This is a genomic window from Pseudomonas sp. LAIL14HWK12:I10 (assembly GCF_900184205.1).
In the GTDB taxonomy this organism is placed as follows: Bacteria; Pseudomonadota; Gammaproteobacteria; order Pseudomonadales; family Pseudomonadaceae; genus Aquipseudomonas; species Aquipseudomonas kermanshahensis.
In genome coordinates this window covers 370014-393441 of sequence record NZ_FXWU01000006.1, presented here as the reverse complement: position 1 = coordinate 393441, position 23428 = coordinate 370014, and the positions used below count along the sequence as shown (strand labels likewise).

The following is a 23428-nucleotide window of genomic DNA, read 5'->3' as shown; positions in this document are numbered from 1 at the left end:
CCATGAGCGCGCGCAAAGCAGTGCCCCTGTTGCTGTACTTCTTCTTCCTGCTGGTGCCGATCTACTGGCTGCTGAACATGTCGTTCAAGAGCAACACCGAAATCCTTGGCGGCCTGACCCTGTGGCCGCAGGCATTCACGCTGGACAACTACCGGGTGATCTTTACCGATGCGAGCTGGTACAGCGGCTATATCAACTCGCTGTACTACGTGTGCCTGAACACAGTCATTTCGTTGGCGGTGGCGTTGCCGGCGGCCTATGCCTTCTCGCGCTATCGCTTCCTCGGCGACCGTCATCTGTTTTTCTGGTTGTTGACCAACCGCATGGCACCGCCGGCGGTGTTCTTGCTGCCGTTTTTCCAGCTGTATTCCTCGATTGGCCTGTTCGACACGCACATTGCCGTGGCGCTGGCCCACTGCCTGTTCAACGTGCCGCTGGCGGTGTGGATTCTTGAAGGCTTCATGTCGGGGGTGCCGAAAGAGATCGACGAAACGGCCTACATCGACGGGTACAGCTTCCCGCGCTTCTTCGTGAAGATCTTCATTCCGCTGATCGGCTCCGGCATCGGTGTGACGGCGTTTTTCTGCTTCATGTTTTCCTGGGTCGAACTGCTGCTGGCGCGCACCCTGACTTCGGTGAACGCCAAACCTATCGCAGCGGTGATGACCCGAACCGTGTCCGCTTCGGGGATTGACTGGGGCGTGCTGGCGGCGGCCGGGGTGTTGACCATCCTGCCCGGCATGCTGGTGATCTGGTTTGTCCGCAACCATGTCGCCAAGGGCTTTGCCCTCGGCCGAGTGTGAGGAGGGGAGCACATGGAATGGATGGCCTGGACCTTGCCCACGGCGCTGTTCTTCGCGGCCGTCGGCATGCTGCTGTTGTGCATGACCCTGCTTGAACTGCGCCGCCCCTGCGTGGAGCGGCGCGGCTTCCTGCCGATCGTCACCAGCCGTGGCGACCGGTTGTTCATCGGCCTGCTGGCCAGCGCCTACCTGCACTTGCTGGTAGTCGGGGTCAGCGACTGGCCTTTGTGGGTGGCCTCGCTGCTGTCGCTGGGCTGGCTCGTGGTGGTGTTGCGCTGGGGCTGAGCGACGGCTCCGGGAATAACTCAATCGGGAGATCACAATGTTCCACAACAATCATAAACGGCGACATTTGACCCTGGCCGCGTTGCTGGTGCTGGCCAGCGTGCACGGGATGGCGTGGGCCGACCAGTACGAAGACGCGGCGAACAAGTGGATCGGCAGTGAGTTCAAACCGTCGACCCTGACCCCAGAGCAGCAGTTGGCCGAACTCAAGTGGTTCATCAAGGCCGCCGAACCGTTTCGTGGGATGAAGATCAACGTGGTGTCGGAAACCATCACCACCCATGAATACGAGTCCAAGGTGCTGGCCAAGGCATTCAGCGAGATCACCGGCATCCAGCTGACCCACGACCTGCTGCAGGAAGGCGACGTGGTGGAGAAGCTGCAGACACAGATGCAGTCGGACAAGAACATCTATGACGGCTGGGTCAACGATTCGGACCTGATCGGCACGCACTTTCGTTACGGCAAGGTCGAGTCGATCACTGACCTGATGGCCAACGAGGGCAAGGCCTACACCTCGCCGACGCTGGACTTGAAAGATTTCATCGGCATCTCCTTTACCACCGCGCCGGATGGCAAGGTCTACCAACTGCCTGACCAGCAGTTCGCCAACCTTTACTGGTTCCGTGCCGACTGGTTCGAGCGGCCTGAGCTGAAAGCCAAGTTCAAGGAGAAGTACGGCTATGAACTGGGCGTGCCGGTGAACTGGTCGGCCTACGAGGACATCGCCCAATTCTTCACCGAAGACGTCAAGGAAATCGACGGTAAGCGCGTGTACGGCCACATGGACTACGGCAAGAAAGACCCCTCGCTGGGCTGGCGCTTCACCGATGCCTGGTTCTCGATGGCCGGTGGTGGCGACAAAGGCCTGCCCAATGGTTTGCCAGTGGACGAGTGGGGGATTCGCGTCGAGGACTGCCACCCGGTGGGCTCGAGCGTTACCCGAGGCGGTGACACAAACGGCCCCGCGGCGGTCTATGCGACACAGAAGTACGTGGACTGGATGCGTGCCTACGCGCCCAAGGAAGCCCAGGGCATGACTTTCTCTGAAGCGGGCCCGGTGCCGGCCCAAGGCAACATTGCCCAGCAGATCTTCTGGTACACGGCTTTTACCGCCGACATGACAAAACCCGGCTTGCCGGTGGTCAATGCCGATGGCACGCCGAAGTGGCGCATGGCGCCGTCGCCCAAGGGGCCGTATTGGGAGGAGGGGATGAAGCTGGGCTATCAGGACACGGGGTCGTGGACCTTCTTCAAATCCACCCCGGAGAAGCAACGCCTGGCCGCCTGGTTGTATGCGCAGTTCGTAACCTCCAAGACCGTGTCGCTGAAAAAGACCATCGTCGGCCTGACGCCGATTCGTGAGTCGGACATCAACTCCCAGGCCATGACGGACCTTGCGCCCAAGCTGGGTGGGTTGGTGGAGTTCTACCGCAGCCCGGCGCGGGTGCAATGGACGCCCACCGGCACCAACGTGCCTGACTACCCGCGGCTAGCGCAGTTGTGGTGGAGCCATATCGCCGAAGTGGCCAGTGGCGAAAAGACCCCGCAGGAGGCGCTGGATGGCCTGGCCCGCGATCAGGACCGCATGATGGAACGGCTGCAGCGTTCCAACGCACAGGCGACCTGTGCACCGAAGCTCAATCCGGAAAAGGATGCCCAGTATTGGTATGACCAGCCGGGTGCGCCAAAGCCGAAGCTGGCTAACGAGAAGCCCAAGGGCGAGACGGTGAGCTACACCGAGTTGCTGAAGTCGTGGGAGGCAGCGCGCAAGTAATCGGCTGATGACCGCGTTGGCCTCTTCACGGGGCAAGCCCGCTCCCACAGGTTCATCGCTGTCTTGAAGACAGGTGCCGAACTTGTGGGAGCGGGTTTACCCGCGAAGAGGCCGGTGCAGCGAGCCTAAAACCTTCAGGCAAAAAAAACGGCACCTGCAGCAGGTGCCGTTTTCATGTCACGCCTTGTTACTTATGCAGCTCTTCCGCTGCATACAGCGTGTTTTCCAGCAAGCACGCCCGGGTCATCGGCCCGACACCACCCGGCACCGGGGTGATCCAGCCCGCGCGCGGCAAGGCGGTCTCGTAGACCACATCGCCGACCAGCTTGCCGTCTTCCTGGCGGTTGATGCCCACGTCGATGACGATGGCGCCTTCCTTGACCCACTCACCCTTGACCAGCCCCGGCTTGCCGGCGGCCACGACCACCAGGTCGGCACGGCCGACGTGGCCGGCCAGGTCCTTGGTGAAGCGGTGGCAGACAGTGACGGTGCAGCCGGCCAGCAGCAGTTCCATGGCCATGGGGCGGCCGACGATGTTGGACGCGCCGACGATCACTGCGTTCATGCCGTACAGGTCCTGACCGGTGCTTTCGAGCAGGGTCATGATGCCTTTGGGCGTGCACGGGCGCAGCAGCGGGATGCGTTGGGCCAGGCGACCGATGTTGTAAGGGTGGAAGCCATCGACATCCTTGTCCGGACGAATACGCTCGAGCAACAGCGAGGCGTCCAGGTGCGCGGGCAGCGGCAGCTGCAGCAGGATACCGTCGACAGCCGGGTCATCATTGAGGCGGTCGATCAGGTCGGTCAGGGTTTGCTGCGTGGTTTCGCTGGGCAGGTCGAACGCCTGGGAAATGAAGCCGACCTCTTCACAGTCCTTGCGCTTGTGCGAGACATAGACTTGGGAGGCGGGGTCGGTGCCGACCAGGATCACAGCCAGGCCTGGGGTGCGCAGGCCTTGCTGGCGACGCTCCACGACACGTTGAGCGATCTGCTGGCGCAGGCTGGCGGCGATCGCCTTGCCATCGATTAGGTGTGCAGTCATAGACGCGTGATTAACCATCGAGAAGGAAACAATAAAGAGGGCGCATTCTCGCACGACACGGCCCGAGGGCAAAGGCGGGTGGTCGGGCAAATCCCCTAACCCCTTAAATAATTTAAATTTTTTTGAGAAAGATGTTGACGACCCTGCGCCTCGACTATAACATTCGCCGCACTTGTCGGGCACTGCCTAGCACTGGTTGGCAAAGTCGGGCAGAATGAATGGTTTAGCGGTTCTCTGCTAAAGCATCGTTCGGTTAGGCTGATCGCTTATGCGCCCGTAGCTCAGCTGGATAGAGCATCCGCCTTCTAAGCGGATGGTCGCAGGTTCGAGTCCTGCCGGGTGCGCCATCAGGCAGCTTAGGCAAGCAAGTAGATGTACCGCAATATGGTGGGCGTAGCTCAGTTGGTAGAGCGCCGGATTGTGATTCCGGTTGTCGTGGGTTCGATTCCCATCGTCCACCCCATATTTTACAGAGGCGCCTTGATAGTATCTGGCGCCTTTGTTTTAAGCGTTACGCGGACGTGGTGAAATTGGTAGACACACTGGATTTAGGTTCCAGCGGCGCAAGCTGTAAGAGTTCGAGTCTCTTCGTCCGCACCATGCTTCTGTAAGGTTGTACCGCAACACCGCAATATGGTGGGCGTAGCTCAGTTGGTAGAGCGCCGGATTGTGATTCCGGTTGTCGTGGGTTCGATTCCCATCGTCCACCCCATATTTTTCGAAGGCGCCTTGATCGTAAGATCGGGCGCCTTTGTTTTTTGCGTTTCATGTTGGCGGGTGGGGCGTCTTTTTGTGAAGGGGCTGCCTGCAGCGGCCTCTTCGTGTTTTTTGCCTGGCAGGTCAGGGGCAGGTCGTGCTCATGCCGGGGTGTGTTCCTTGTCTGGCACCAGTCGCACCTCCACACGCTGCCCAAGTGCTCTGGCTGCACTGGCCAGGGTGGCCAGTGTCATACCTGGGTCGTTCTGGTCCAATGCTCTGTCAATCGCTGTTCTGCTGGTGTGCATGCGTTCAGCCAGCGCCTTCTTGCTCATCTTTTTGGCTTTCATGGCCTCGGCTATCTGCCAGGCAATGACGCGTTTGAGTGCGGTTGCGGAAACCTCTTCTGCGAGGTCCTGCTCTGCCAGGAAGTCTTCGAAGTTGGAGCCGATGTGTGGGTTCATCTGTTATCCCTCTTTAGTGCAGCTATACGCTGCCTGGCAGTTTCCAGGTCGATCGTGGGTATTTTTCGGCTTTTTTTGATGAAGCCGTGAGCAGGATCATCGTCTTTCCTGTTGTGGTGAAAAGCACGCGGGCAATGGTGTCGACGAGATTCACCCTGATCTCCCAGAGGTCTTTCTCAAGCTTTCTTACGAGTGGCATGCCGATTGGCCATCCGATTTGGACTGTTTTGATCTCGGTGCCGATCAAGTGCTTGTAAGTGCGGGGCAATGAGGTCAGCCAATCGCGTACCGGCTCGTTACCTGCTTCGGTGCGATAGAAGTGAGCCTCCAGTGGCATGATTTTCTTGTTCATGGAATAGTACCAAAAAAGGTACTCCATTCAACCTGCAGGAGCCCTCTCGCGGTATAGGCGTATTCCTACGGCCTGGTAGGCGCAGTCTCTGACGTGGGGGTTTTTGGGTGGGATCTACATGCACCCCCTTGTAATCCTCTGGTGACACCCCAATAAAAGCTGATAGATTTCAGCCGGTTGAAACACCGGCCCCGCGGTCGGCAGAGGATAACCCCATGATTGCAAAAGAAGCCCGTCAGGCCCTGGCGCTGCAGCGCTTCGCCGAAGCCAATCCGCAACTGCTCGAAGAAATCCGCGAGTTGGATGCGCGTGAGCAAGCTCAGCAGCTCGAGTGGGCGTTCGAAGATGCGGCGCAGGAGCAGGGCATCGAGCCTTGGGAGCTGGCGCTGCAACTGATCGCCGAAAGCCCCGAGCAACTGCAGGCCATGCGCCTGGAGACCCATCGCGAGGTCGCTGAGGCGTTGGGCATGGCGTGGGAAGAGTACTGCCAGTTCAACGAGATCGACCCTCAATAAAGGAAGCGATTTCGTAGGCAGCAGTTGTTTGACAAGTTATTACGGCTGCGCGTCGCCAAAGGCGTTGCGCAGCCTCAATTGAAAGGGGCTCGGCGGTAAGCCGTGCGGGCCTTGCAAGTTAATCGACCGGCGTGGTTTCCCGTCGTCCCGAGTGGGGTGACTTCTGCTGCGCGACTCACTAGAATGCTTGCCCTTGATTCTGGAGTCGGGCTAACGCCGGCTAACGTCTGTGCAACGAGGAATATCCATGCAAGTTTCTGTTGAAAACACTTCCGCTCTCGAGCGCCGCATGACCATCGCCGTCCCGGCCGAGCGCGTCGAGACCGAAGTCAACAAGCGTCTGCAACAGACTGCCCGTCGTGCCAAGGTTGCAGGCTTCCGTCCTGGCAAGGTACCGATGAGCGTGATCCGTCAGCGTTTCGAAGCTGACGCCCGTCAGGAAGTGTTCGGTGATCTGGTCCAGTCTTCGTTCTACGAAGCCGTGGTCGAGCAGAAGCTGAACCCGGCCGGCGCTCCAGCCGTCGAGCCGAAGTCCTTCGAAAAGGGCAAGGACCTGGAATTCGTCGCAATCTTCGAAGTGTTCCCAGAGTTCACCGTTGCTGGCCTGGAGTCGATCAACGTCGAGCGCCTGAGCGCCGAAGTGGCTGATGCCGACCTGGACAACATGCTGGAAGTCCTGCGCAAGCAGAACACCCGCTTCGAAGAAGTTGATCGCGCCGCGCAGAACGACGACCAGGTCAACATCGACTTCGTCGGCAAGGTCGACGGTGAAGTGTTCGCTGGCGGTTCGGCCAAGGGCACCCAACTGGTTCTGGGCTCCGGCCGCATGATCCCAGGCTTCGAAGAAGGCCTGGTTGGCGCCAAGGCTGGCGAAGAGCGCGTTGTCAACGTGACCTTCCCAGAGGACTATCAGAACCTGGACCTGGCCGGCAAGGCCGCCGAGTTCACCATCACCGTCAACAGCGTTTCGGCCCCTGCGCTGCCTGAGCTGAACGAAGCCTTCTTCGCTCAGTTCGGCATCAAGGAATCGACCCTGGAAGGCTTCCGCGCCGAAGTTCGCAAGAACATGGAGCGTGAACTGCGTCAGGCAATCAAGGCCAAGGTCAAGAACCAGGTCATGGACGGTCTGCTGGCCGCCAACCCGATCGAAGTGCCAAAAGCCCTGCTGGAAAACGAAGTCAACCGTCTGCGCGTGCAGGCTGTTCAGCAGTTCGGTGGCAACATCAAGCCTGAGCAACTGCCAGCTGAGCTGTTCGAAGAGCAAGCCAAGCGCCGTGTGGTCCTGGGCCTGATCGTCGCTGAAGTGGTCAAGCAGTTCGAACTGAAGCCAGACGAAGGCAAGGTTCGCGAAATGATCGAAGAAATGGCTTCGGCTTACCAAGAGCCTGAGCAGGTCATCTCCTGGTACTACAAGAACGACCAGCAACTGAACGAAGTCCGTTCGGTTGTGCTGGAAGAACAAGTTGTAGATACTGTTCTGCAGAAAGCGACTGTGACCGACAAGTCGGTCTCGTACGAAGAAGCCGTAAAACCAGCCCAGGCACCTGCCGAAGCCGAGTAATACGCTACTCTCGTAGGAAACCCCCACAAGCCAGCCTTCGCGCTGGCTTGTGCGTATTCAAGCCATGACTATTTGGGAGTGAGCGCAGGACATGTCCCGCAATTCTTATATTCAGCAGAGCTCTGACATCCAGGCCGCAGGCGGCCTGGTCCCGATGGTTATCGAGCAGTCCGCCCGTGGCGAACGCGCTTACGACATCTACTCGCGCCTGTTGAAGGAGCGTGTGATTTTCCTGGTTGGCCCGGTAGAGGATTACATGGCCAACCTCGTCGTTGCGCAGATGCTGTTCCTCGAAGCGGAAAACCCGGACAAGGATATCCATCTGTACATCAACTCGCCGGGTGGCTCGGTCACCGCTGGCATGTCGATCTACGACACCATGCAGTTCATCAAGCCGGATGTTTCGACCATCTGCATCGGCCAGGCCTGCAGCATGGGCGCGTTCCTGCTGACTGCCGGTGCCAAAGGCAAGCGTCACTGCCTGCCGAACTCGCGCGTGATGATTCACCAGCCGCTGGGCGGCTTCCAGGGCCAGGCTACCGATATCGAGATCCATGCCCAGGAAATCCTCAATATCAAGGCGCGTCTGAACGAGCTGCTGGCCTACCACACTGGCCAGGATCTGGAGACCATCAAGCGCGACACCGAGCGTGACAACTTCATGAGCGCCTCGCGCGCGGCCGAGTACGGCCTGATCGACTCGGTATACGACAAGCGGCAACTGGCCTCCTGATCCCAGGGGCCAGAGCAGGTGGGTGCCGAAAGCGCCTACCTGCGGACTTGAAAAAGCCCGCAATTGCCTTCATCTTGTGTTGCAAGCCTACCGGATTGGATCGATCGAATGACTGACACCCGTAACGGCGAGGACAGCGGCAAATTGCTCTATTGCTCCTTCTGCGGCAAAAGCCAGCACGAAGTGCGCAAATTGATTGCCGGGCCCTCGGTATTTATCTGCGACGAGTGCGTCGACCTGTGCAACGACATCATCCGTGAGGAGGTGCAGGAAGCCCAGGCCGAGAGCAGCGCGCACAAATTGCCTTCGCCGAAAGAAATCAGCGGCATCCTGGACCAGTACGTGATTGGTCAGGAGCGCGCCAAGAAGGTGCTGGCCGTAGCGGTATACAACCACTACAAGCGCCTTAACCAGCGTGACAAGAAGGGCGACGAAGTCGAACTCGGCAAGAGTAACATCCTGCTCATCGGGCCTACTGGCTCGGGCAAGACCCTGCTCGCCGAAACCCTTGCACGCCTGTTGAACGTACCGTTCACCATTGCCGATGCCACCACCCTGACCGAAGCCGGTTATGTGGGTGAGGACGTCGAGAACATCATTCAGAAACTGCTGCAGAAGTGCGACTACGACGTGGAAAAGGCCCAGATGGGCATTGTCTACATCGACGAAATCGACAAGATTTCGCGCAAGTCGGACAACCCGTCCATCACCCGTGACGTCTCGGGCGAAGGCGTGCAGCAGGCGCTGTTGAAGCTGATCGAAGGCACCGTTGCTTCGGTTCCACCGCAAGGTGGGCGCAAGCACCCGCAACAGGAATTCCTGCAGGTTGATACCCGCAACATCCTGTTCATTTGCGGTGGCGCGTTCTCTGGCCTGGAAAAGGTCATCCAGAACCGCTCCACCAAGGGTGGCATCGGCTTCAGTGCAGAAGTACGTAGCAAGGAAGAAGGCAAGAAAGTTGGCGAGTCCTTGCGTGAAGTCGAGCCGGACGATCTGGTCAAGTTTGGCCTGATCCCAGAGTTCGTCGGCCGTTTGCCAGTACTGGCGACGCTCGATGAGCTGGACGAGGCTGCGTTGATGCAGATCCTCACCGAGCCGAAAAACGCACTGACCAAGCAGTATGCCAAGCTGTTCGAGATGGAAAGCGTCGACCTCGAGTTCCGCAGCGATGCGCTCAAGGCCGTTGCTCGCAAGGCTCTGGAGCGCAAGACTGGCGCCCGTGGCCTGCGTTCCATCCTCGAAGGCGTGCTGCTCGACACCATGTACGAGATTCCTTCGCAGAAGGATGTCAGCAAGGTGGTGATCGATGAGAGCGTCATCGAAGGGACTTCGCAGCCGCTGATGATCTACGAGAACAGCGAGCCGCAAGCCAAGGCCGCACCCGACGCCTGATTCAGGTGATGCTTGGGTGATGGTTGCAAGCAAGAAAGGGGCCTACGGGCCCCTTTCTGCTTTTCCTGCGCAAGCGCTTGTAATTTCCCAAGCGTGCCCCCACATTAGGTCCAAGCATCATTTCCACCGGTTTCCGGCCATCAAGGCCGCTGTTAGAGGCGAAATCATGAAGACCACCCTCGACTTGCCTCTTTTGCCATTGCGCGATGTCGTTGTTTACCCGCACATGGTCATCCCGCTGTTTGTGGGGCGCGAAAAATCCATTGAAGCCCTAGAGGCCGCGATGACGGGCGAGAAGCAGATTCTGCTGCTGGCCCAGAAAAACCCAGCCGATGACGATCCAGGCGAAGATGCCTTGTACCGCGTCGGCACCGTTGCCACCGTACTGCAATTGCTGAAGCTGCCTGATGGCACCGTCAAGGTGCTGGTAGAGGGCGAGCAGCGTGGCGCGGTAGAGCGCTTCACGGAAGTGGAAGGGCACATCCGTGCCGAAGTCTCCCTGATCGATGAAGTCGACGCCGCCGAGCGCGAGTCGGAGGTCTTCGTGCGCACGTTGCTGTCGCAGTTCGAACAGTACGTGCAGTTGGGCAAAAAAGTCCCTGCCGAAGTACTGTCCTCGTTGAACAGCATCGAAGAGCCTGGGCGCCTGGTCGATACCATGGCCGCGCACATGGCGCTGAAAATCGAGCAGAAGCAGGAAATCCTCGAGATTGTCGACCTGGCGACCCGCGTCGAGCACGTGTTGGCGTTGCTGGATGCCGAAATCGACCTGTTGCAGGTCGAGAAGCGCATCCGTGGTCGGGTCAAGAAGCAGATGGAGCGCAGCCAGCGCGAGTACTACCTGAATGAGCAGATGAAGGCCATTCAGAAAGAGCTCGGCGATGGCGACGAAGGCCACAACGAAGTCGAAGAGCTGAAAAAGCGCATCGAAGCCGCTGGCCTGCCCAAAGATGCCCTGACCAAGGCCCAGGCCGAGCTGAACAAGCTCAAGCAGATGTCGCCGATGTCGGCCGAGGCTACGGTGGTTCGCTCCTACCTCGACTGGCTCGTGCAGGTGCCGTGGAAGGCCCAGAGCAAGGTGCGCCTGGACCTGACCAAGGCCGAGGAAATCCTCGATGCCGACCACTATGGCCTGGAAGAGGTCAAGGAACGCATTCTCGAATACCTTGCCGTGCAAAAGCGCGTCAAGAAAATCCGTGGCCCAGTGTTGTGCCTGGTCGGCCCGCCTGGCGTCGGTAAAACCTCGCTGGCCGAGTCGATTGCCGCTGCCACCAACCGCAAGTTCGTGCGCATGGCCCTCGGCGGTGTGCGTGACGAGGCCGAGATTCGTGGCCACCGCCGCACCTACATTGGCTCCATGCCAGGCCGTCTGATCCAGAAGATGACCAAGGTCGGCGTGCGTAACCCGCTGTTCCTGCTCGATGAAATCGACAAGATGGGCAGTGACATGCGTGGCGACCCTGCCTCGGCACTGCTCGAAGTGCTCGACCCTGAGCAGAACCACAACTTCAACGACCACTACCTGGAAGTCGACTACGACCTCTCGGACGTGATGTTCCTGTGCACCTCCAACTCGATGAACATCCCGCCAGCGCTGCTGGACCGGATGGAGGTCATCCGTCTGCCGGGCTACACCGAAGACGAGAAGATCAACATCGCAGTCAAGTACCTGGTGCCCAAGCAGGTCAAAGCCAACGGCTTGAAGAAGGAAGAGCTCGAGGTCGATATCTCGGCGATCCGCGACATTATCCGCTACTACACCCGCGAAGCCGGTGTGCGGGGCCTGGAGCGGCAAATTGCCAAGGTCTGCCGCAAGGTGGTCAAGGAACATACCGGCCAGAAGCAGGTCAAGGTCAAGGTGTCCAGCGAGCAGCTCGAGCACCTGCTGGGCGTGCGCAAGTTCCGCTACGGCCTCGCCGAGCAGCAGGACCAGATCGGCCAGGTGACCGGCCTGGCATGGACCCAAGTGGGCGGCGAGTTGCTGACCATCGAGGCCGTGGTCATTCCTGGCAAGGGCCAGCTGATCAAGACCGGTTCCCTGGGCGATGTCATGGTCGAGTCGATCACTGCCGCGCAGACCGTGGTACGCAGCCGCGCCCGCAGCCTGGGCATCGCAGCCGACTTCCACGAGAAGCACGATGTGCACATCCACATGCCTGAAGGCGCTACGCCGAAGGATGGCCCGAGTGCCGGTGTTGGCATGTGCACCGCGCTGGTGTCGGCACTGACGCAGATTCCGGTGCGTGCCGATGTGGCCATGACCGGCGAGATCACCCTGCGTGGCCAGGTGCTGGCCATTGGCGGGTTGAAGGAAAAACTGCTGGCGGCACACCGTGGTGGCATCAAGACGGTGATCATTCCCGAGGAGAATGTTCGCGATCTGAAGGAGATTCCGGAAAATATCAAACAGGATCTTCAGATCAAACCGGTCAAATGGATTGACGAAGTCCTGCAAATTGCGCTGCAATACGCCCCGGAGCCCTTGCCAGATGTGGCTCCGGAGATTGTCGCGAAGGAAGAGAAGCGCGACAGCGACGCGAAGGAAAGAATCAGCACGCATTAGTAGTTTTTGGCTGGGGGGCTTTCCTTGACAGTTTTTTCGGGGCCTTGCTATAAAGCGGCACGCTATTGTTATCAGGCCACCCAGCACTCGTTTGATACGCTTTTCATTACATACTTAGAAACAAACTCAATAGAGAAATAAGGGGACTTAGAGTGAACAAGTCGGAACTGATTGACGCTATCGCTGCATCGGCTGACATTTCCAAAGCTACCGCAGGTAAGGCTCTGGACGCTGTGATCGACTCCGTAACGGGTGCCCTGAAAGCAGGCGACGACGTCGTTCTGGTTGGCTTCGGCACCTTCTCGGTCAAGGAGCGCGCCGAGCGCACCGGCCGCAACCCGCAAACCGGCAACGCCATCAAAATCGCTGCTGCCAAGGTTCCAGGTTTCAAGGCTGGCAAAGGCCTGAAAGACGCCGTCAACTAAGTCGTCTCTTTCAGCCGGGCCCGGCTTCGCCAGGTCCGAGCACGTTAAGGCGGGTCGCAAACGTTCCCGCCTGACACGTTTGCTAAGAAAAGGCGCATCCTCGGATGCGCCTTTCTTTTATCAGGATTCTACCCACGCTCCGCGGTTGTCGACGCAGTGGTACAGCCGTTTCTGGGGGACGCATGCTGCAAAATATCAGGGACAATTCACAAGGTTGGATTGCCAAGACCATCATCGGCCTAATCGTCGTGTTGATGGCGTTGACCGGCTTCGAGGCCATTTTCCAGGCTGCCAGCCATAGCCAGGACGCCGCCAAGGTGAACGGCCAGACCATCAGCCAGAACGAGCTGAGCCAAGCGGCCGACATGCAGCGCCGCCAGCTGATGCAACAGCTGGGCAAGGATTTCGACCCTGCACTGCTGGATGACAAGCTGCTGCGTGATGAGGCGCTCAAAGGCCTGATCACCCGCAAGCTGTTGTTGCAAGGTGCTGAAGATGCCAAGTTCGCCTTCTCCGAGGCCGCGCTGGATCAAGTGATCCTGCAAACCCCGGAATTCCAGGTTGACGGCAAGTTCAACGCCGATCGTTTCGACCAGGTCATTCGCCAGATGGGCTACGGCCGCCTGCAATTCCGCGACATGCTCGCCGAAGAAATGCTCATTGGCCAATTGCGTACCGGCCTTGCCGGCAGCAGCTTCGTCACTGACAAGCAGGTCGAGGCGTTTGCACGCCTTGAGAAGCAGACCCGTGATTTCGCCTCCCTGACCTTCAAGGCCGATCCGGCCGCGGTCAAGGTCAGTGAAGAAGAGGTCAAGGCGCACTACGAGAAGCACGCCAAGGAATTCATGTCGCCCGACCAGGTGGTCATCGATTACATCGAGCTGAAAAAGTCGGTGTTCTTCGACCAGGTCAAGGTCAGCGACGACGAACTCAAGGCCCAGTACGAGAAAGAAATCGCCAACCTCGCCGAGCAGCGCCATGCGGCGCACATTCTCATCGAGGTCAACGACAAGGTCACCGACGCCCAGGCCAAGGCCCGTGCCGAAGAGATCGAGCAGCGCCTGGCCAAGGGTGAAAACTTCGCCGCACTGGCCAAGGAGTTCTCCCAGGACCCAGGTTCGGCCAACAGCGGTGGTGACCTTGGCTTCGCCGGCCCGGGCGTGTACGACCCAGCCTTCGAAGATGCCTTGTACAAGCTGAAGGATGGCCAGGTGTCGGCCCCGGTTCGCACCGAGTTCGGTTACCACCTGATCAAGCTGCTGGGTGTCGAGGCGCCGGAAGTACCGAGCTTTGCCAGCCTGAAAGACAAGCTCACCCGTGACCTGAAGATCCCGCTGGTGGAACAGCGCTACGTCGACGCCAGCAAGCAGTTGCAGGATGCCGCGTACGAGGCGTCTGACCTGGCTCAGCCGGCACAGGACCTGAACCTGAAGGTGCACACCTCCGCAGCCTTCGGCCGTGAGGGTGGCGAAGGTATCACCGCCAACCGTGCGGTAGTCCAGGCGGCGTTCTCGGAAGAAGTGCTGGAAGAGGGTGCCAACAGCACCGCCATCGAGCTCGATCCGGAAACCACCGTGGTGCTGCGCGTCAAGGAGCACCGCAAGCCAGAACAACTGCCGCTGGAAGCCGTGGCCAAGAACATCAGCGAACACCTGGCCAAGGAGAAGGCGACTGCCGAGCTCAAGACCAAGGCGGACAAGCTGATTGCCGGCCTGCGTGATGGTTCTGTTGCCGCTGGCAGCGTCCATGAAGGGCAGGGCTGGAAAGCCTACGAGGCGGTGACCCGCGGTGAGGAGGGTATCGACCCGGCCGAACTGCAGGCCGTGTTCCGCCTGGGCAAGCCGCAAGCCAAGGACAAGCCGGTATACGGCAGCGTGGTCCTGGGCGATGGCAGCCTGGTTGTCTTGCAGCTCAAAGGTGTCAACGAAGGCGCCGCCGCCACCGACGAAGAGAAGCAGCAGATTCGCCGCTACCTCGCGTCGCGTGCCGGCCAGCAAGACTTTGCGGCTTACCGCAAGCAGCTCGAAGCCAATGCTGATATCACCCGTTACTGAGTGATCACTGCATGACAAGACAGGCCGCATAATGCGGCCTGTCTTGTTTCCGGCCTTTTGTAGGAGCGGCCTCCTAGCGCTTCACCCCTTCGTAGTTGTCCAGCGTGTCCCGCGCAATCTCCCGCCCCAGGGCGATCAGCTCGGGGGCCTTGTAGAACTCGAAGAACCGGCACACCCGCTTCGGTACGTTGATCAACACATCTGGCGGGTAACCGGCGATCTTGTACTGCGCCAACGACGTCTGCATCACCTCGAAGCTCTGGTTGATCAGGTCCAGCAGCGAAGCCGGCCCCACGTTGTCGATGATGAACGAGCCGGTGGCCGACTTGGGTGCGCCTTCGCGCTCGGGCGCGGCTGCGGGCTGCTGGCCTTCCGGGTCGGCGACATCCGCCAACCATGGGCTGGGTGGGGCCAGGCCTTCGGCAACGATTTCCTGTTCGATACGTATCAGTTCTTCCGCCGGCTTGCGCCGGAACGGCAGGCGCGAACCCAGTGAGCTAAGCAGCGAATCGAAGCGCATCTTGAAGGCTGCCGGGCGTTCGATCACCGGCAACTGGTACTGCTTCTGGTTGGTGGCGTTGAGGTTGACTGCGATGATCAGGTCGCAGTGGCTGGACACCACCGGCACGATCGGCAGCGGGTTGAGAATGCCGCCATCGACCAGCATGCGGTTGCCCTGCATCACTGGGGTGAACAGGCTAGGGATCGCCGCCGAAGCGCGCATGGCCTGGTGCAGGCAACCTTCCTGAAACCAGATTTCCTGCTGGTGGGTGAGGTCGGTGGCTACGGCGGTGTAAGGAATGCGCAACTGTTCGATGTTGATGTCGCCGACGATTTTGCGGATTTGTCCGAAAACCTTGTCACCGCGGATCGCGCCGAGGCGAAAGCTGACGTCGACCAGGCGCAGTACATCCAGATAGTCGAGGCTTTCGATCCAGTTGCGATACTCGTCGAGTTTGCCGGCGGCGTAGATGCCGCCAATCACTGCCCCCATGGAGCAGCCGGCAATGCAGGCAATGTCGTAGCCGCGCCGCTCTATTTCTTCGATCACCCCGATATGTGCATACCCTCGTGCACCCCCCGACCCCAACACCAGCGCCACGCGTTTACTCATGATTTTCCCTCAGCCTGTGCAACCATGGTTTAACAATGCACCCATTGCTGCCTGTGCTTCAATGTAGACCGCGCTGATCTACGCTAAGCAAAGCCCACACGCGGGCACTTTTTGCTTGCCCATGCGTCGAACAGCCACTCTTTTGACTTTGAGGAATTACCGATGAAAGCCTGGATCTGCCTTCCACTGATTGCCCTGGCCCTTGCTGGCTGTGCGGGCAAGACGGCCTACCGTGACAGCTGCGCGACCCAGCTGGATGCCGCCTGGAAGGAGCTCGACCTGGCCAAGGCCGAAGGGTTTGCCGGTACTGTCAGTTATTCGAAGGCGTTGTCGCTGCTGACGGGGGCCAAGACCCAGCAGCAGTTCGAAGGTTTTGAAGGGTGCACCAAGAAGGCCGAGAAGGCGCGTTTCTACATTCGTGAGTCGCGCGCTGGCCGCTGACCGAGGAGCGTCCCATGTCTGCCATGCTCGATCATGTCGTTTCACAAATCCTGGCCTTGCAAGTGCGCCTGCTGGCCTGCCGCGAGCGGCTTGCCGCGGATACCGACAGCGAGGCACTGCACGACCTGCGCATCGCTGTACGGCGCTTGCGCAGCCTGCTGCGGCCGCTGCGGGGGTTGCCGGGTGTCGAACAGCTGGAGGCCGCTGCCAAGTCCCTGGGCACATTGACGACGCCGTTGCGTGACCGTGAGGTGCTGGCGGCCGAGCTGGTCGGGCGAGGCTTGGTCGAGGTCGGGCAGCGGCGGCTGGCAGGGCGGGGCAAGGCCTTTGCCAGTGTCGCTGGCAGCCCGCAACTGACCCGTCTGCTGGCGATCGTGGATGCGTTTCCGTTGTTCCTGCGTGCGGCGGATCGCGAGGGCCTGGCGGATGCGCTGGAAAAACGCGTCGACAAACGCTTGGTTCAGCAATGGCGCAAGCTGCGCAAGGCACTGGCAGACCCGGCCCACGATCGGCATCGGCTGCGGCTGTTGATCAAGCGTGCACGCTACGGTGATGAGGCCTATCCGCAACTCGAGCATGCCGGAAAAAAACTGCAGCGCCTGCTGAAAAAGGCCCAGGGTGACCTGGGCACTTGGCATGACCGCCTGCAATGGTTGCTGCAAGCGCGCGAGCACGCCGACCTGGCGCCGTGCAAGATCGACTGGGAGCAAGAGCTGCATGAGGCGGAGCGTCAATCCGACCTCACGATGGAGGCTTTGCAGGTGGCGTTGAAGCAGCGATAGCCCGGCATATGACCGATTTAGGGCCTGATCGGTGCAGGCGGGCTGGTTAGTATGTTTCGATGCAGGGCGCGTGCACTACGTGCCCCCAGATCGATACGCTGCAGGAGCCTACGTGCGATGAACTTCACTGAACTGCTCGACGCCGTGCGAGCGAATGCTGAATCGGTAACCGTCCCCCCGACCTGGGCCCAGGGCCGCGCGGCCTTCGGCGGGTTGATGGCCGCCATGGTCTATGAAGCAATGCGCCTGAAGCTGACCGATGACCGCCCTGTGCGCTCCTTGGCCATCAGCTTCGTGGCGCCCGCGGCGGCGGATGTACCGATTCGTTTCGAGGTCGACGTGCTGCGTGAAGGCAAGGCTGTCACTACCTTGCTTGGCCGAGCGGTGCAGGAAGGGCAGGTGGTGACGCTGGTACAGGGTAATTTCGGTGCAGGCCGCCCCTCGGTGGTCGACATCCCGGCGCAACCGGCGTTTGCCATGAAACCGCTGGAGCAAGCCGCCCCAGAACCCCCTTACATCAAAGGCGTGACCCCGGAATTCATGCGCCATGTAGCCCTTCGCTGGGCGGTGGGCGGGCTGCCATTCAGTGGCAACGATTCGCGGCAGATGGGCGGCTGGGTACGCTTGCGCGACATCGCCGACGAAGCGTTGAACGTGTCTCACCTGCTGGCTTTGGTAGATGCTTGGCCACCGAGCCTGTTGCCGCACCTGAAACAGCCGGCAGCCGGCAGTACGCTGACCTGGACCATCGAATTCATCCAGCCCACGCCGACGCTGTCGACACTGGACTGGTGCCGCTATTGCGTCGAGACCGAATACGCGCGTGATGGTTATGGGCATGCCGCCGCCGCGCTCTGGTCGGCTGAGGGCGAGTTACTGGCGCTAAGCCGTCAAACGGTTACGGTTTTCGCCTAGAGGTCCGCTTCAGCCTTTAGTGGCGATGCTTGTGCCGTTCGCGCCAAGCCCGCCACCAGGCCCCGCTCAATACAAAGCGCGGAAAAGTGATGAACTGTTCGGTCAGCAGGCGCTGTACGGCGTCCTTGCGGTTGGCGAACGGCTCGGGTTGTTGGGCTTCCAGTCGATGCCCGTGACGTTGCAGGCCCAGGCCAGCGATCAGAGAAATGATGCCAACGGCAAGCTGACCCAAGTCCAGGGCAAAAAGGCCGGACAACACCAGCAGCACGCCGAGAATGAACAGAGGTACGGCAATCAGGTGCAGCGCCAGGTTGGTCGGGTGGCGATGATTGTGGTGATAGCCACGCCATTGCCAGGCGGGCAGATTGGGCAGGCGTTTGCTCATGGGTATTTCCTCTCGGTCATGCCCAAAGCTTAGTGCGGCCCCCGGGAGGGGGCCAATCGAGCCTGGCTATCGTGACACGCTAAGGTGACTATAGCTTGAGCTGGCCTATGGCCTTGTTCAGCTCGCCAGCAAGGGTCGCTAATTCGTTGCTGGTGGTGGCCGAGCCGACGGTCTGTTGCACGGTGTGTTCAGTGACATCACGGATGCTCACCACCGCCCGGTTCATTTCTTCGGCCACCTGGCTTTGCTCTTCGGCAGCTACGGCGATTTGCGTATTGCTTTCGCGCATCTGCGCCACTGCACCGGTAATCTCGGCCAGCGCCTCACCGGCTGCCTGGGCCTGTTTAACGCAATCGTCGGCCTTGTACGAGCTTTCCTGCATGAACTCCACTGCATCGCGGGTGCCGGACTGAAGCGCGGAGACCATGGTGGTGATCTCGTCGGTCGAGGTCTGCACGCGTTTGGCCAGGTTGCGTACTTCATCGGCGACCACCGCGAAGCCGCGGCCCAAGTCACCCGCGCGTGCTGCTTCGATGGCGGCGTTCAGTGCCAGCAGGTTGGTTTGCTCGGCAATGCTGTGGATCACCCCCACCACGCCGTTGATCTTCTGGCTGTCCTCGGCCAGTTGGCGGATCATCTCGGCGGTCTGCTGCACGCCGCTGGACAACCCTGCGATCGAATCCTGTACGCGGCTAACCACTTCCTGGCCGCTGCCGGCGAGCGTATCGGCCGTCTGCGACAGGTCGCGGGTAGCGCCGGCATGCTGGGCAATGTGGTGCACCGTGGCCGACATCTCGTTGATGGCCGTGGCGGCCTGGTCGGTTTCACTTTGCTGGCCGAGCATGCCGTGGCGCACGTCGTTCATGCTAGACGCCAGGCGCGCTGCACCGGCGTCGAGTTGCGCGGCGGTGAGGGCCACGGTGCTGACCACACGGTGGTAGGTCGACTGCATGGCATTGAAGGCCCCGGCCATCTGGCCGACTTCGTCGCCACATGCCAACGGCACCCGCGCCGACAGGTCGCCGGTCTTCTCCACGTGCAGCATGACGTCCTTGAGGGTGTTGAGCTGGCTGAGCAGGAAGCGGATCAGCAACTGCGAAGCTCCGAGCATGGCCAGCATCAGGATCAGTACGCACACGGCGTAGTTGGTGAAGCGTTCGAAGAACACCTGGCGCACGCTTGGCGACTGGGCCAGTACGGCAACCTGCTGGTCGCCGTGTTGCAGCACCTGGGCGCCGCGCAGCGGGTTGTCGCCCAGCAGCCACGCGGCGGGCAGGTCGACCCAGCCCTGGGCGTTGCGCAGAACTTCGATCGGTTCGCCAGCAAAACGTGGCGTCTGGCCCGGCAACCAGCTGATGACATTGGCTTGCCGGGGCAGCGCTTGCCCGGCAGGCCAGGCGGACAGCAGCTGAGCTTGTGCCGCAGCTTGCGCCTGGGCCGCGTCGGCGCGGGCGCGTTGCTCCAGGTGCACGGCGTAGAGCACCAGCAGCAAGGTCGTGACAAAGGCCACCGCGTTGACGGCCCAGAACTTGTACTTCAGGGAAACATTGCTAAGCCAGGCACCCATGGGCAGGTCTTCTCTGAGTTGAGCGGAAACAATATTGGCAAGGTGCCATCATTGTGCCTGCACCCGACAGAGGCATTCTTGATATGTATCAAGAAAAAACAGGGCAGGGGCCAGCTCAGACTAGTCGAAAGAATGCCCGTGCCGCCGCCGTCGTATGGGCTGCCGTGTGCTCCACGGGCTCGCCCCGGTGCAACGCCACTTCCCTCAGCACCTCCGGCAGAAACGCCGGTTCGTTACGGCCGTTTTTAGGCTTGGGCCTCAGGCTGCGCGGCAGCAGGTAGGGCGCATCGCTCTCGAGCATCAGGCGGCCTTCCGGGATGTTGCCGACCAGGGGATGCAGGTGCGTTCCGCGGCGTTCATCGCAGATCCAGCCGGTTATGCCGATGTGCAGGTCCATGTCCAGATAGGCGAACAATGCTTCACGCTCGCCGGTAAAACAGTGCACCACGGCACCGTTCAGCTGGTCGCGGTAGCCCTTGAGGATGGCCAGTAAGCGCTCGCTGGCATCACGTTCGTGCAGAAACACCGGCAAGCCCAGTTCGGCAGCCAGCGCCAGTTGAGCTTCCAAGGCCTTTTCCTGCAGCGGGCGAGGGGAGAAGTCGCGGTTGAAGTCCAAGCCGCATTCGCCCACTGCCCGTACCCGTTGCTCATTCAGCAATTGGCGCAGCTGACGCTCGCTGTTGGCATCCCAGGATTTGGCATCGTGAGGGTGCACGCCAGCGGTGGCGAACAGGTGTTCAGCGCTTGCATCCAGCTGCTGGCACAGCTCCAGCGCCTGCTCGCTGACCGCCAGGCTGGTGCCCGTCAGGACCATTTGCGCCACACCTGCCTCGATGGCGCGCTCGACGATGGCCGCCTGTTGGTCGTGGAAACTGCTGTTGGTCAGGTTGACGCCGATATCGATCAGTTGCATGGTGCTATCTCGTGCCGCGGGGCGGCCAGCATAGCAAAATCCGCGTTTTTCGGAAAAAACCAAGAACTTCATGCTGTTGCCGTGGTCTTCTGCCGTCATTTATCACGAAGCGGCGATGCCACATGAACGCCGCCCACCGACCTCGGACACGCTTCGCATGCTGCGATACCTGCTGACCTTCTTGCTGATGCTTGGGCTGACCACTGCCGGTGCTGCCCACGCACGCCTGCCAGGGCCGCAGCAAAATATCCCGCCCAGCAAGCTGCGTGACCTCCAGCAGATCCGTAGCAGCAAGGTGCTGCGGGTGTTGGTCAATCAAAGCCGCAACAGCTCTGGCGAGGTCAAGGGCGAGCCGGTCGGCATCGAATACTATCGCCTGCGCGCGCTTGAGCATTACCTGAATGCTCGGGCTGGCGATGGGCAGCAGATTCAGCTGAAACTCATCCCCCGCGCCAAAGAGCAGTTGCTGGGTGCCCTGCAGCGCGGCGAAGGGGACTTGGCTGCCCCGGGTGAACTGCTCGACCCGGTGGTGGTGCGGGGCGTCAGCAGTAGCGCGCCGGTGCTCGACCAGGTGCCGCTGATGCTGGTCGGGCGCAAAGGCGAGCGCAGCTTCAGCCATGTCGAGCAGTTGTCGGGGCGTACGGTCGCCTTGACCAGTGCCAGTGCCGCCGGGCCTTTGATCCAGCAGGTGAACCAGCAATTGGCCTTGCGCAAGCGTGCGCCGATCAAGGTGGAGTGGGTCGACTCGACCCTGGCGGTGGAAGACGTGCTGGAAATGGTCCAGGCCGGTATCTATCACCTGACAGTGGTCGAGCGCCCGATTGCCCTGCGTTGGGCCAGGGTGATGCCGCGTCTGCGCCTGGACAGCCGTGTGCACCTGGGGGCGCCGCAAGCCATGCGCTGGTACGTGGGGCGCGACGCCCCGCAACTGCTGGCCAGCGTCGATCGCTTTCTGCAGGGTTACCGCGCACCGGATAACCAGGATGCCGCGTTCGAGCGCATCTACCGTCGCCAGTACCGCGTACACAACCCCTTGGCGAGCAAGGATCGGCAGCGGCTGAGCGCAGTGCGTGCGGTGCTGCAGAAGCATGGCGAGGCGCAGCAGATCGACTGGCTCAACCTGGCCGCGCTCGCCTTCAAGGAATCGACGCTCAACCCCTCGGCCCGCGGCACGGGCGGCGCCCATGGCCTGATGCAGATTACCCCGTCGGCCGCGCAACGGGTCGGGGTGAGCAATACCGCCACGGTCGATGGCAACGTCCAAGCCAGTGCCCGCTACCTGGCGCTGATCCGGCGAAAGTTCTTTGCCAGTGCCCAGATCAACGAGCGAGAGCGCATGGCGTTTGTGCTGGCGGCCTATAACCTGGGGCCTGAACGGGTCCAGGCGATGCGTGCTGAAGCCCGCCGACGGGGGCTCAACGGCAACCAGTGGTTCTTCCAGACCGAGCGCATTGCGATGGAGCAGGTGGGCATGGGGCCAGTCAACTTCGTCAACAGTGTCAACAAGTACTTCCTGGCGTTCAACCGTGAGCGTGCCGTTCTGGAACGAGTAGCCAAGCGCTGACAAATCGATTTTGTCGATTGTTATGTTGGGGTTTTTGCGATTTTCATATTCATTGAATTGATTATGATGGCGCCATTCCAACACAACTTCCCGGATTCAAGGACGCCACAACATGAACACCACCTCCCTCAACGCAGTGATCGCAACCCGTGCAGGCGCTGGCCTCAGCGTGATCCGTATCCTGGTCGGCATCATCTTCATGGCGCATGGCGCGCAGAAGCTGTTCGGCCTGTTTGGCGGCTATGGCCTGGAGGGCACCGGCCAGTGGATGGAAAGCATCGGGCTGGCACCGGGTTACCTGATGGCCTTGCTGTCTGGCAGCGCCGAGTTCTTCGGCGGCCTGGCCCTGGTGATCGGCCTGCTGGCACGCCCAGCGGCCCTGGCGCTGACGGTCACCCTGGTGGTGGCGATCTTTTCGGTGCACATCGGCAACGGCCTGTTCATGGCCAACAACGGTTATGAATTCGCCCTGGCGCTGCTGGCCGGCACCCTGGCGGTGATGATCGAAGGTGCAGGTCGCTTCTCCCTCGACCGCCTGATCGCCCGCTGACAGGCCCCGGGCCTCAAGCTGCATCGTGCAGCTTGAGGCTTGAATCTTTGCGCTTGTAGCTCTAGCATACCGCCTGCGCCGATTTAAACAGCTACTTGCGGGGCGCAGGAGAGGCCCCTCCGGGTCATCCGAAATACCGCTAAAGCGCTGGTTCGGTGACGCCTCCCACCGCTGCCCAGCGGGATTCGCGAGGCGGAGAGAAGCACCATGAGTTGCCCACGTAGCCCACGTACTAGCGTCTGTTTGAGCCCGTTGCCTGCAAACGAGGCCTCCCGCACACCGCGCATCCTGCTCGGTGGCCAGCATCAGCCTACCCTTTTGCGTCATCTCGAAGGCCTTTCACGTCGCAAGGGCCAGGCGCGTGCCTTTCTTATCCAGTTCACCGAAACCTGCTGCCATCTCGCGCAGTATGGCAACGACCGTTTCGACTTGGCAGTCATTCAGGCCCCGGCCTCTGCCGAGGCCGCCGAAGTCATTGGCCATCTCACCCGCATCGCTCGTCAAGGCCTGATCACCCGCCGTTGAGGAGAACGCT

22 protein-coding genes, 4 tRNA genes and 1 pseudogene are annotated in these 23428 nt (G+C 60.6%); 20 read left to right on the top strand and 7 right to left on the bottom strand.

Annotated elements, in window-relative coordinates; all coding sequences use genetic code 11:
* The first annotated feature begins 2 nt into the window (after window positions 1-2).
* Genes QOS90_RS16370 through QOS90_RS16360 form a run of 3 tightly spaced genes read left to right on the top strand, consistent with a single transcriptional unit; the run spans window position 3 to window position 2865 of the window.
* The gene (locus QOS90_RS16370) at window positions 3-803 is read left to right on the top strand and encodes a carbohydrate ABC transporter permease (RefSeq protein ID WP_027593960.1); all 801 of its coding nucleotides are present in this window, start codon (window positions 3-5) and stop codon (window positions 801-803) included.
* Between the two features lie 12 nt (window positions 804-815).
* Window positions 816-1088, top strand: coding sequence for a DUF2160 domain-containing protein (locus tag QOS90_RS16365; RefSeq protein ID WP_027593959.1), 273 nt, complete (start codon window positions 816-818; stop codon window positions 1086-1088).
* A 37-nt stretch (window positions 1089-1125) separates the two neighbouring features.
* Entirely contained in the window at window positions 1126-2865 is a 1740-nt protein-coding gene (locus tag QOS90_RS16360) for an ABC transporter substrate-binding protein (RefSeq protein WP_027593958.1), read from the top strand.
* A gap of 187 nt (window positions 2866-3052) precedes the next feature.
* Here the strand turns inward: QOS90_RS16360 and folD are convergent, their stop codons facing one another.
* A complete protein-coding gene (gene folD / locus QOS90_RS16355; RefSeq protein WP_027593957.1) occupies window positions 3053-3907 on the bottom strand; it encodes a bifunctional methylenetetrahydrofolate dehydrogenase/methenyltetrahydrofolate cyclohydrolase FolD in 855 nt (284 codons plus the stop codon).
* 270 nt (window positions 3908-4177) lie between these two features.
* Here folD and QOS90_RS16350 point away from each other — a divergent pair.
* The 4 genes from QOS90_RS16350 (at window position 4178) to QOS90_RS16335 (ending at window position 4619) form a co-directional block, all read left to right on the top strand.
* Window positions 4178-4254: transfer RNA gene (locus tag QOS90_RS16350), tRNA-Arg, on the top strand.
* Between the two features lie 40 nt (window positions 4255-4294).
* A tRNA-His gene (locus QOS90_RS16345) sits at window positions 4295-4370 on the top strand.
* Between the two features lie 52 nt (window positions 4371-4422).
* Window positions 4423-4507 (top strand) — tRNA-Leu (locus QOS90_RS16340).
* Window positions 4508-4543: 36 nt separating this feature from the next.
* Window positions 4544-4619, top strand: a tRNA-His gene (locus tag QOS90_RS16335).
* A gap of 145 nt (window positions 4620-4764) precedes the next feature.
* On the opposite strand, the gene QOS90_RS16330 is transcribed toward QOS90_RS16335, so the two are convergent.
* The gene (locus QOS90_RS16330; protein ID WP_027593956.1) at window positions 4765-5067 is read right to left on the bottom strand and encodes a helix-turn-helix domain-containing protein; all 303 of its coding nucleotides are present in this window, start codon (window positions 5065-5067) and stop codon (window positions 4765-4767) included.
* Window positions 5064-5419 (bottom strand): annotated as a pseudogene (locus QOS90_RS16325) (type II toxin-antitoxin system RelE/ParE family toxin). The gene QOS90_RS16330 and the pseudogene QOS90_RS16325 overlap by 4 nt, the downstream one beginning before the upstream one ends.
* A 215-nt stretch (window positions 5420-5634) precedes the next feature.
* On the opposite strand from QOS90_RS16325, the gene QOS90_RS16320 reads away from it, so the two are divergent.
* The 7 genes from QOS90_RS16320 to QOS90_RS16290 all read left to right on the top strand — a co-directional run bounded on the left by QOS90_RS16320 (window position 5635) and on the right by QOS90_RS16290 (window position 14662).
* Window positions 5635-5934, top strand: a complete 300-nt coding sequence (locus tag QOS90_RS16320) for a DUF6388 family protein (RefSeq protein ID WP_027593954.1) — start codon at window positions 5635-5637, stop codon at window positions 5932-5934.
* Between the two features lie 247 nt (window positions 5935-6181).
* Window positions 6182-7495, top strand: coding sequence for a trigger factor (tig, locus tag QOS90_RS16315; protein WP_085273229.1), 1314 nt, complete (start codon window positions 6182-6184; stop codon window positions 7493-7495).
* A gap of 91 nt (window positions 7496-7586) precedes the next feature.
* The gene (clpP, locus tag QOS90_RS16310; RefSeq protein ID WP_027593952.1) at window positions 7587-8228 is read left to right on the top strand and encodes an ATP-dependent Clp endopeptidase proteolytic subunit ClpP; all 642 of its coding nucleotides are present in this window, start codon (window positions 7587-7589) and stop codon (window positions 8226-8228) included.
* A 108-nt stretch (window positions 8229-8336) separates the two neighbouring features.
* Entirely contained in the window at window positions 8337-9620 is a 1284-nt protein-coding gene (gene clpX / locus QOS90_RS16305) for an ATP-dependent Clp protease ATP-binding subunit ClpX (protein WP_033699106.1), read from the top strand.
* 166 nt (window positions 9621-9786) lie between these two features.
* Window positions 9787-12183 (top strand): endopeptidase La, encoded by a 2397-nt coding sequence (lon, locus tag QOS90_RS16300; protein ID WP_027593950.1) that lies wholly within the window; start codon window positions 9787-9789, stop codon window positions 12181-12183.
* A gap of 152 nt (window positions 12184-12335) precedes the next feature.
* The gene (gene hbs, locus QOS90_RS16295) at window positions 12336-12608 is read left to right on the top strand and encodes a non-specific DNA-binding protein Hbs (protein ID WP_027593949.1); all 273 of its coding nucleotides are present in this window, start codon (window positions 12336-12338) and stop codon (window positions 12606-12608) included.
* 182 nt (window positions 12609-12790) lie between these two features.
* On the top strand, window positions 12791-14662 hold the full coding sequence (locus QOS90_RS16290) for a SurA N-terminal domain-containing protein (RefSeq protein WP_027593948.1): 1872 nt from the start codon (window positions 12791-12793) through the stop codon (window positions 14660-14662).
* A gap of 73 nt (window positions 14663-14735) precedes the next feature.
* Here QOS90_RS16290 and QOS90_RS16285 read toward each other — a convergent pair whose 3' ends face one another.
* A complete protein-coding gene (locus tag QOS90_RS16285) occupies window positions 14736-15776 on the bottom strand; it encodes a patatin-like phospholipase family protein (RefSeq protein WP_027593947.1) in 1041 nt (346 codons plus the stop codon).
* A 162-nt stretch (window positions 15777-15938) separates the two neighbouring features.
* On the opposite strand from QOS90_RS16285, the gene QOS90_RS16280 reads away from it, so the two are divergent.
* The 3 genes from QOS90_RS16280 (at window position 15939) to QOS90_RS16270 (ending at window position 17914) form a co-directional block, all read left to right on the top strand.
* Entirely contained in the window at window positions 15939-16217 is a 279-nt protein-coding gene (locus tag QOS90_RS16280) for a hypothetical protein (RefSeq protein ID WP_027593946.1), read from the top strand.
* A gap of 14 nt (window positions 16218-16231) precedes the next feature.
* On the top strand, window positions 16232-16999 hold the full coding sequence (locus QOS90_RS16275; RefSeq protein WP_027593945.1) for a CHAD domain-containing protein: 768 nt from the start codon (window positions 16232-16234) through the stop codon (window positions 16997-16999).
* A 117-nt stretch (window positions 17000-17116) separates the two neighbouring features.
* A complete protein-coding gene (locus QOS90_RS16270; protein ID WP_085273230.1) occupies window positions 17117-17914 on the top strand; it encodes an acyl-CoA thioesterase in 798 nt (265 codons plus the stop codon).
* Window positions 17915-17930: 16 nt separating this feature from the next.
* Here the strand turns inward: QOS90_RS16270 and QOS90_RS16265 are convergent, their stop codons facing one another.
* The 3 genes from QOS90_RS16265 to QOS90_RS16255 form a co-directional block, all read right to left on the bottom strand.
* Window positions 17931-18299 carry an Mpo1-like protein gene (locus QOS90_RS16265; protein ID WP_027593943.1) on the bottom strand — a complete coding sequence of 123 codons (369 nt, stop codon included), beginning with the start codon at window positions 18297-18299 and terminating at the stop codon, window positions 17931-17933.
* A gap of 88 nt (window positions 18300-18387) precedes the next feature.
* Complete coding sequence (locus QOS90_RS16260) at window positions 18388-19866, bottom strand: methyl-accepting chemotaxis protein (RefSeq protein ID WP_027593942.1); 1479 nt, start codon at window positions 19864-19866, stop codon at window positions 18388-18390.
* 115 nt (window positions 19867-19981) lie between these two features.
* Window positions 19982-20779: a TatD family hydrolase gene (locus QOS90_RS16255; protein ID WP_027593941.1), complete on the bottom strand. Its 798-nt coding sequence runs from the start codon at window positions 20777-20779 to the stop codon at window positions 19982-19984.
* A 157-nt stretch (window positions 20780-20936) separates the two neighbouring features.
* Here QOS90_RS16255 and QOS90_RS16250 point away from each other — a divergent pair, with 157 nt between their 5' ends.
* The 3 genes from QOS90_RS16250 (at window position 20937) to QOS90_RS16240 (ending at window position 23418) form a co-directional block, all read left to right on the top strand.
* A complete protein-coding gene (locus tag QOS90_RS16250; protein ID WP_027593940.1) occupies window positions 20937-22343 on the top strand; it encodes an MltF family protein in 1407 nt (468 codons plus the stop codon).
* Window positions 22344-22455: 112 nt separating this feature from the next.
* The gene (locus tag QOS90_RS16245; protein ID WP_085273231.1) at window positions 22456-22893 is read left to right on the top strand and encodes a DoxX family protein; all 438 of its coding nucleotides are present in this window, start codon (window positions 22456-22458) and stop codon (window positions 22891-22893) included.
* A gap of 207 nt (window positions 22894-23100) precedes the next feature.
* Complete coding sequence (locus QOS90_RS16240) at window positions 23101-23418, top strand: hypothetical protein (RefSeq protein WP_027593938.1); 318 nt, start codon at window positions 23101-23103, stop codon at window positions 23416-23418.
* The last annotated feature ends 10 nt before the right edge of the window (window positions 23419-23428 follow it).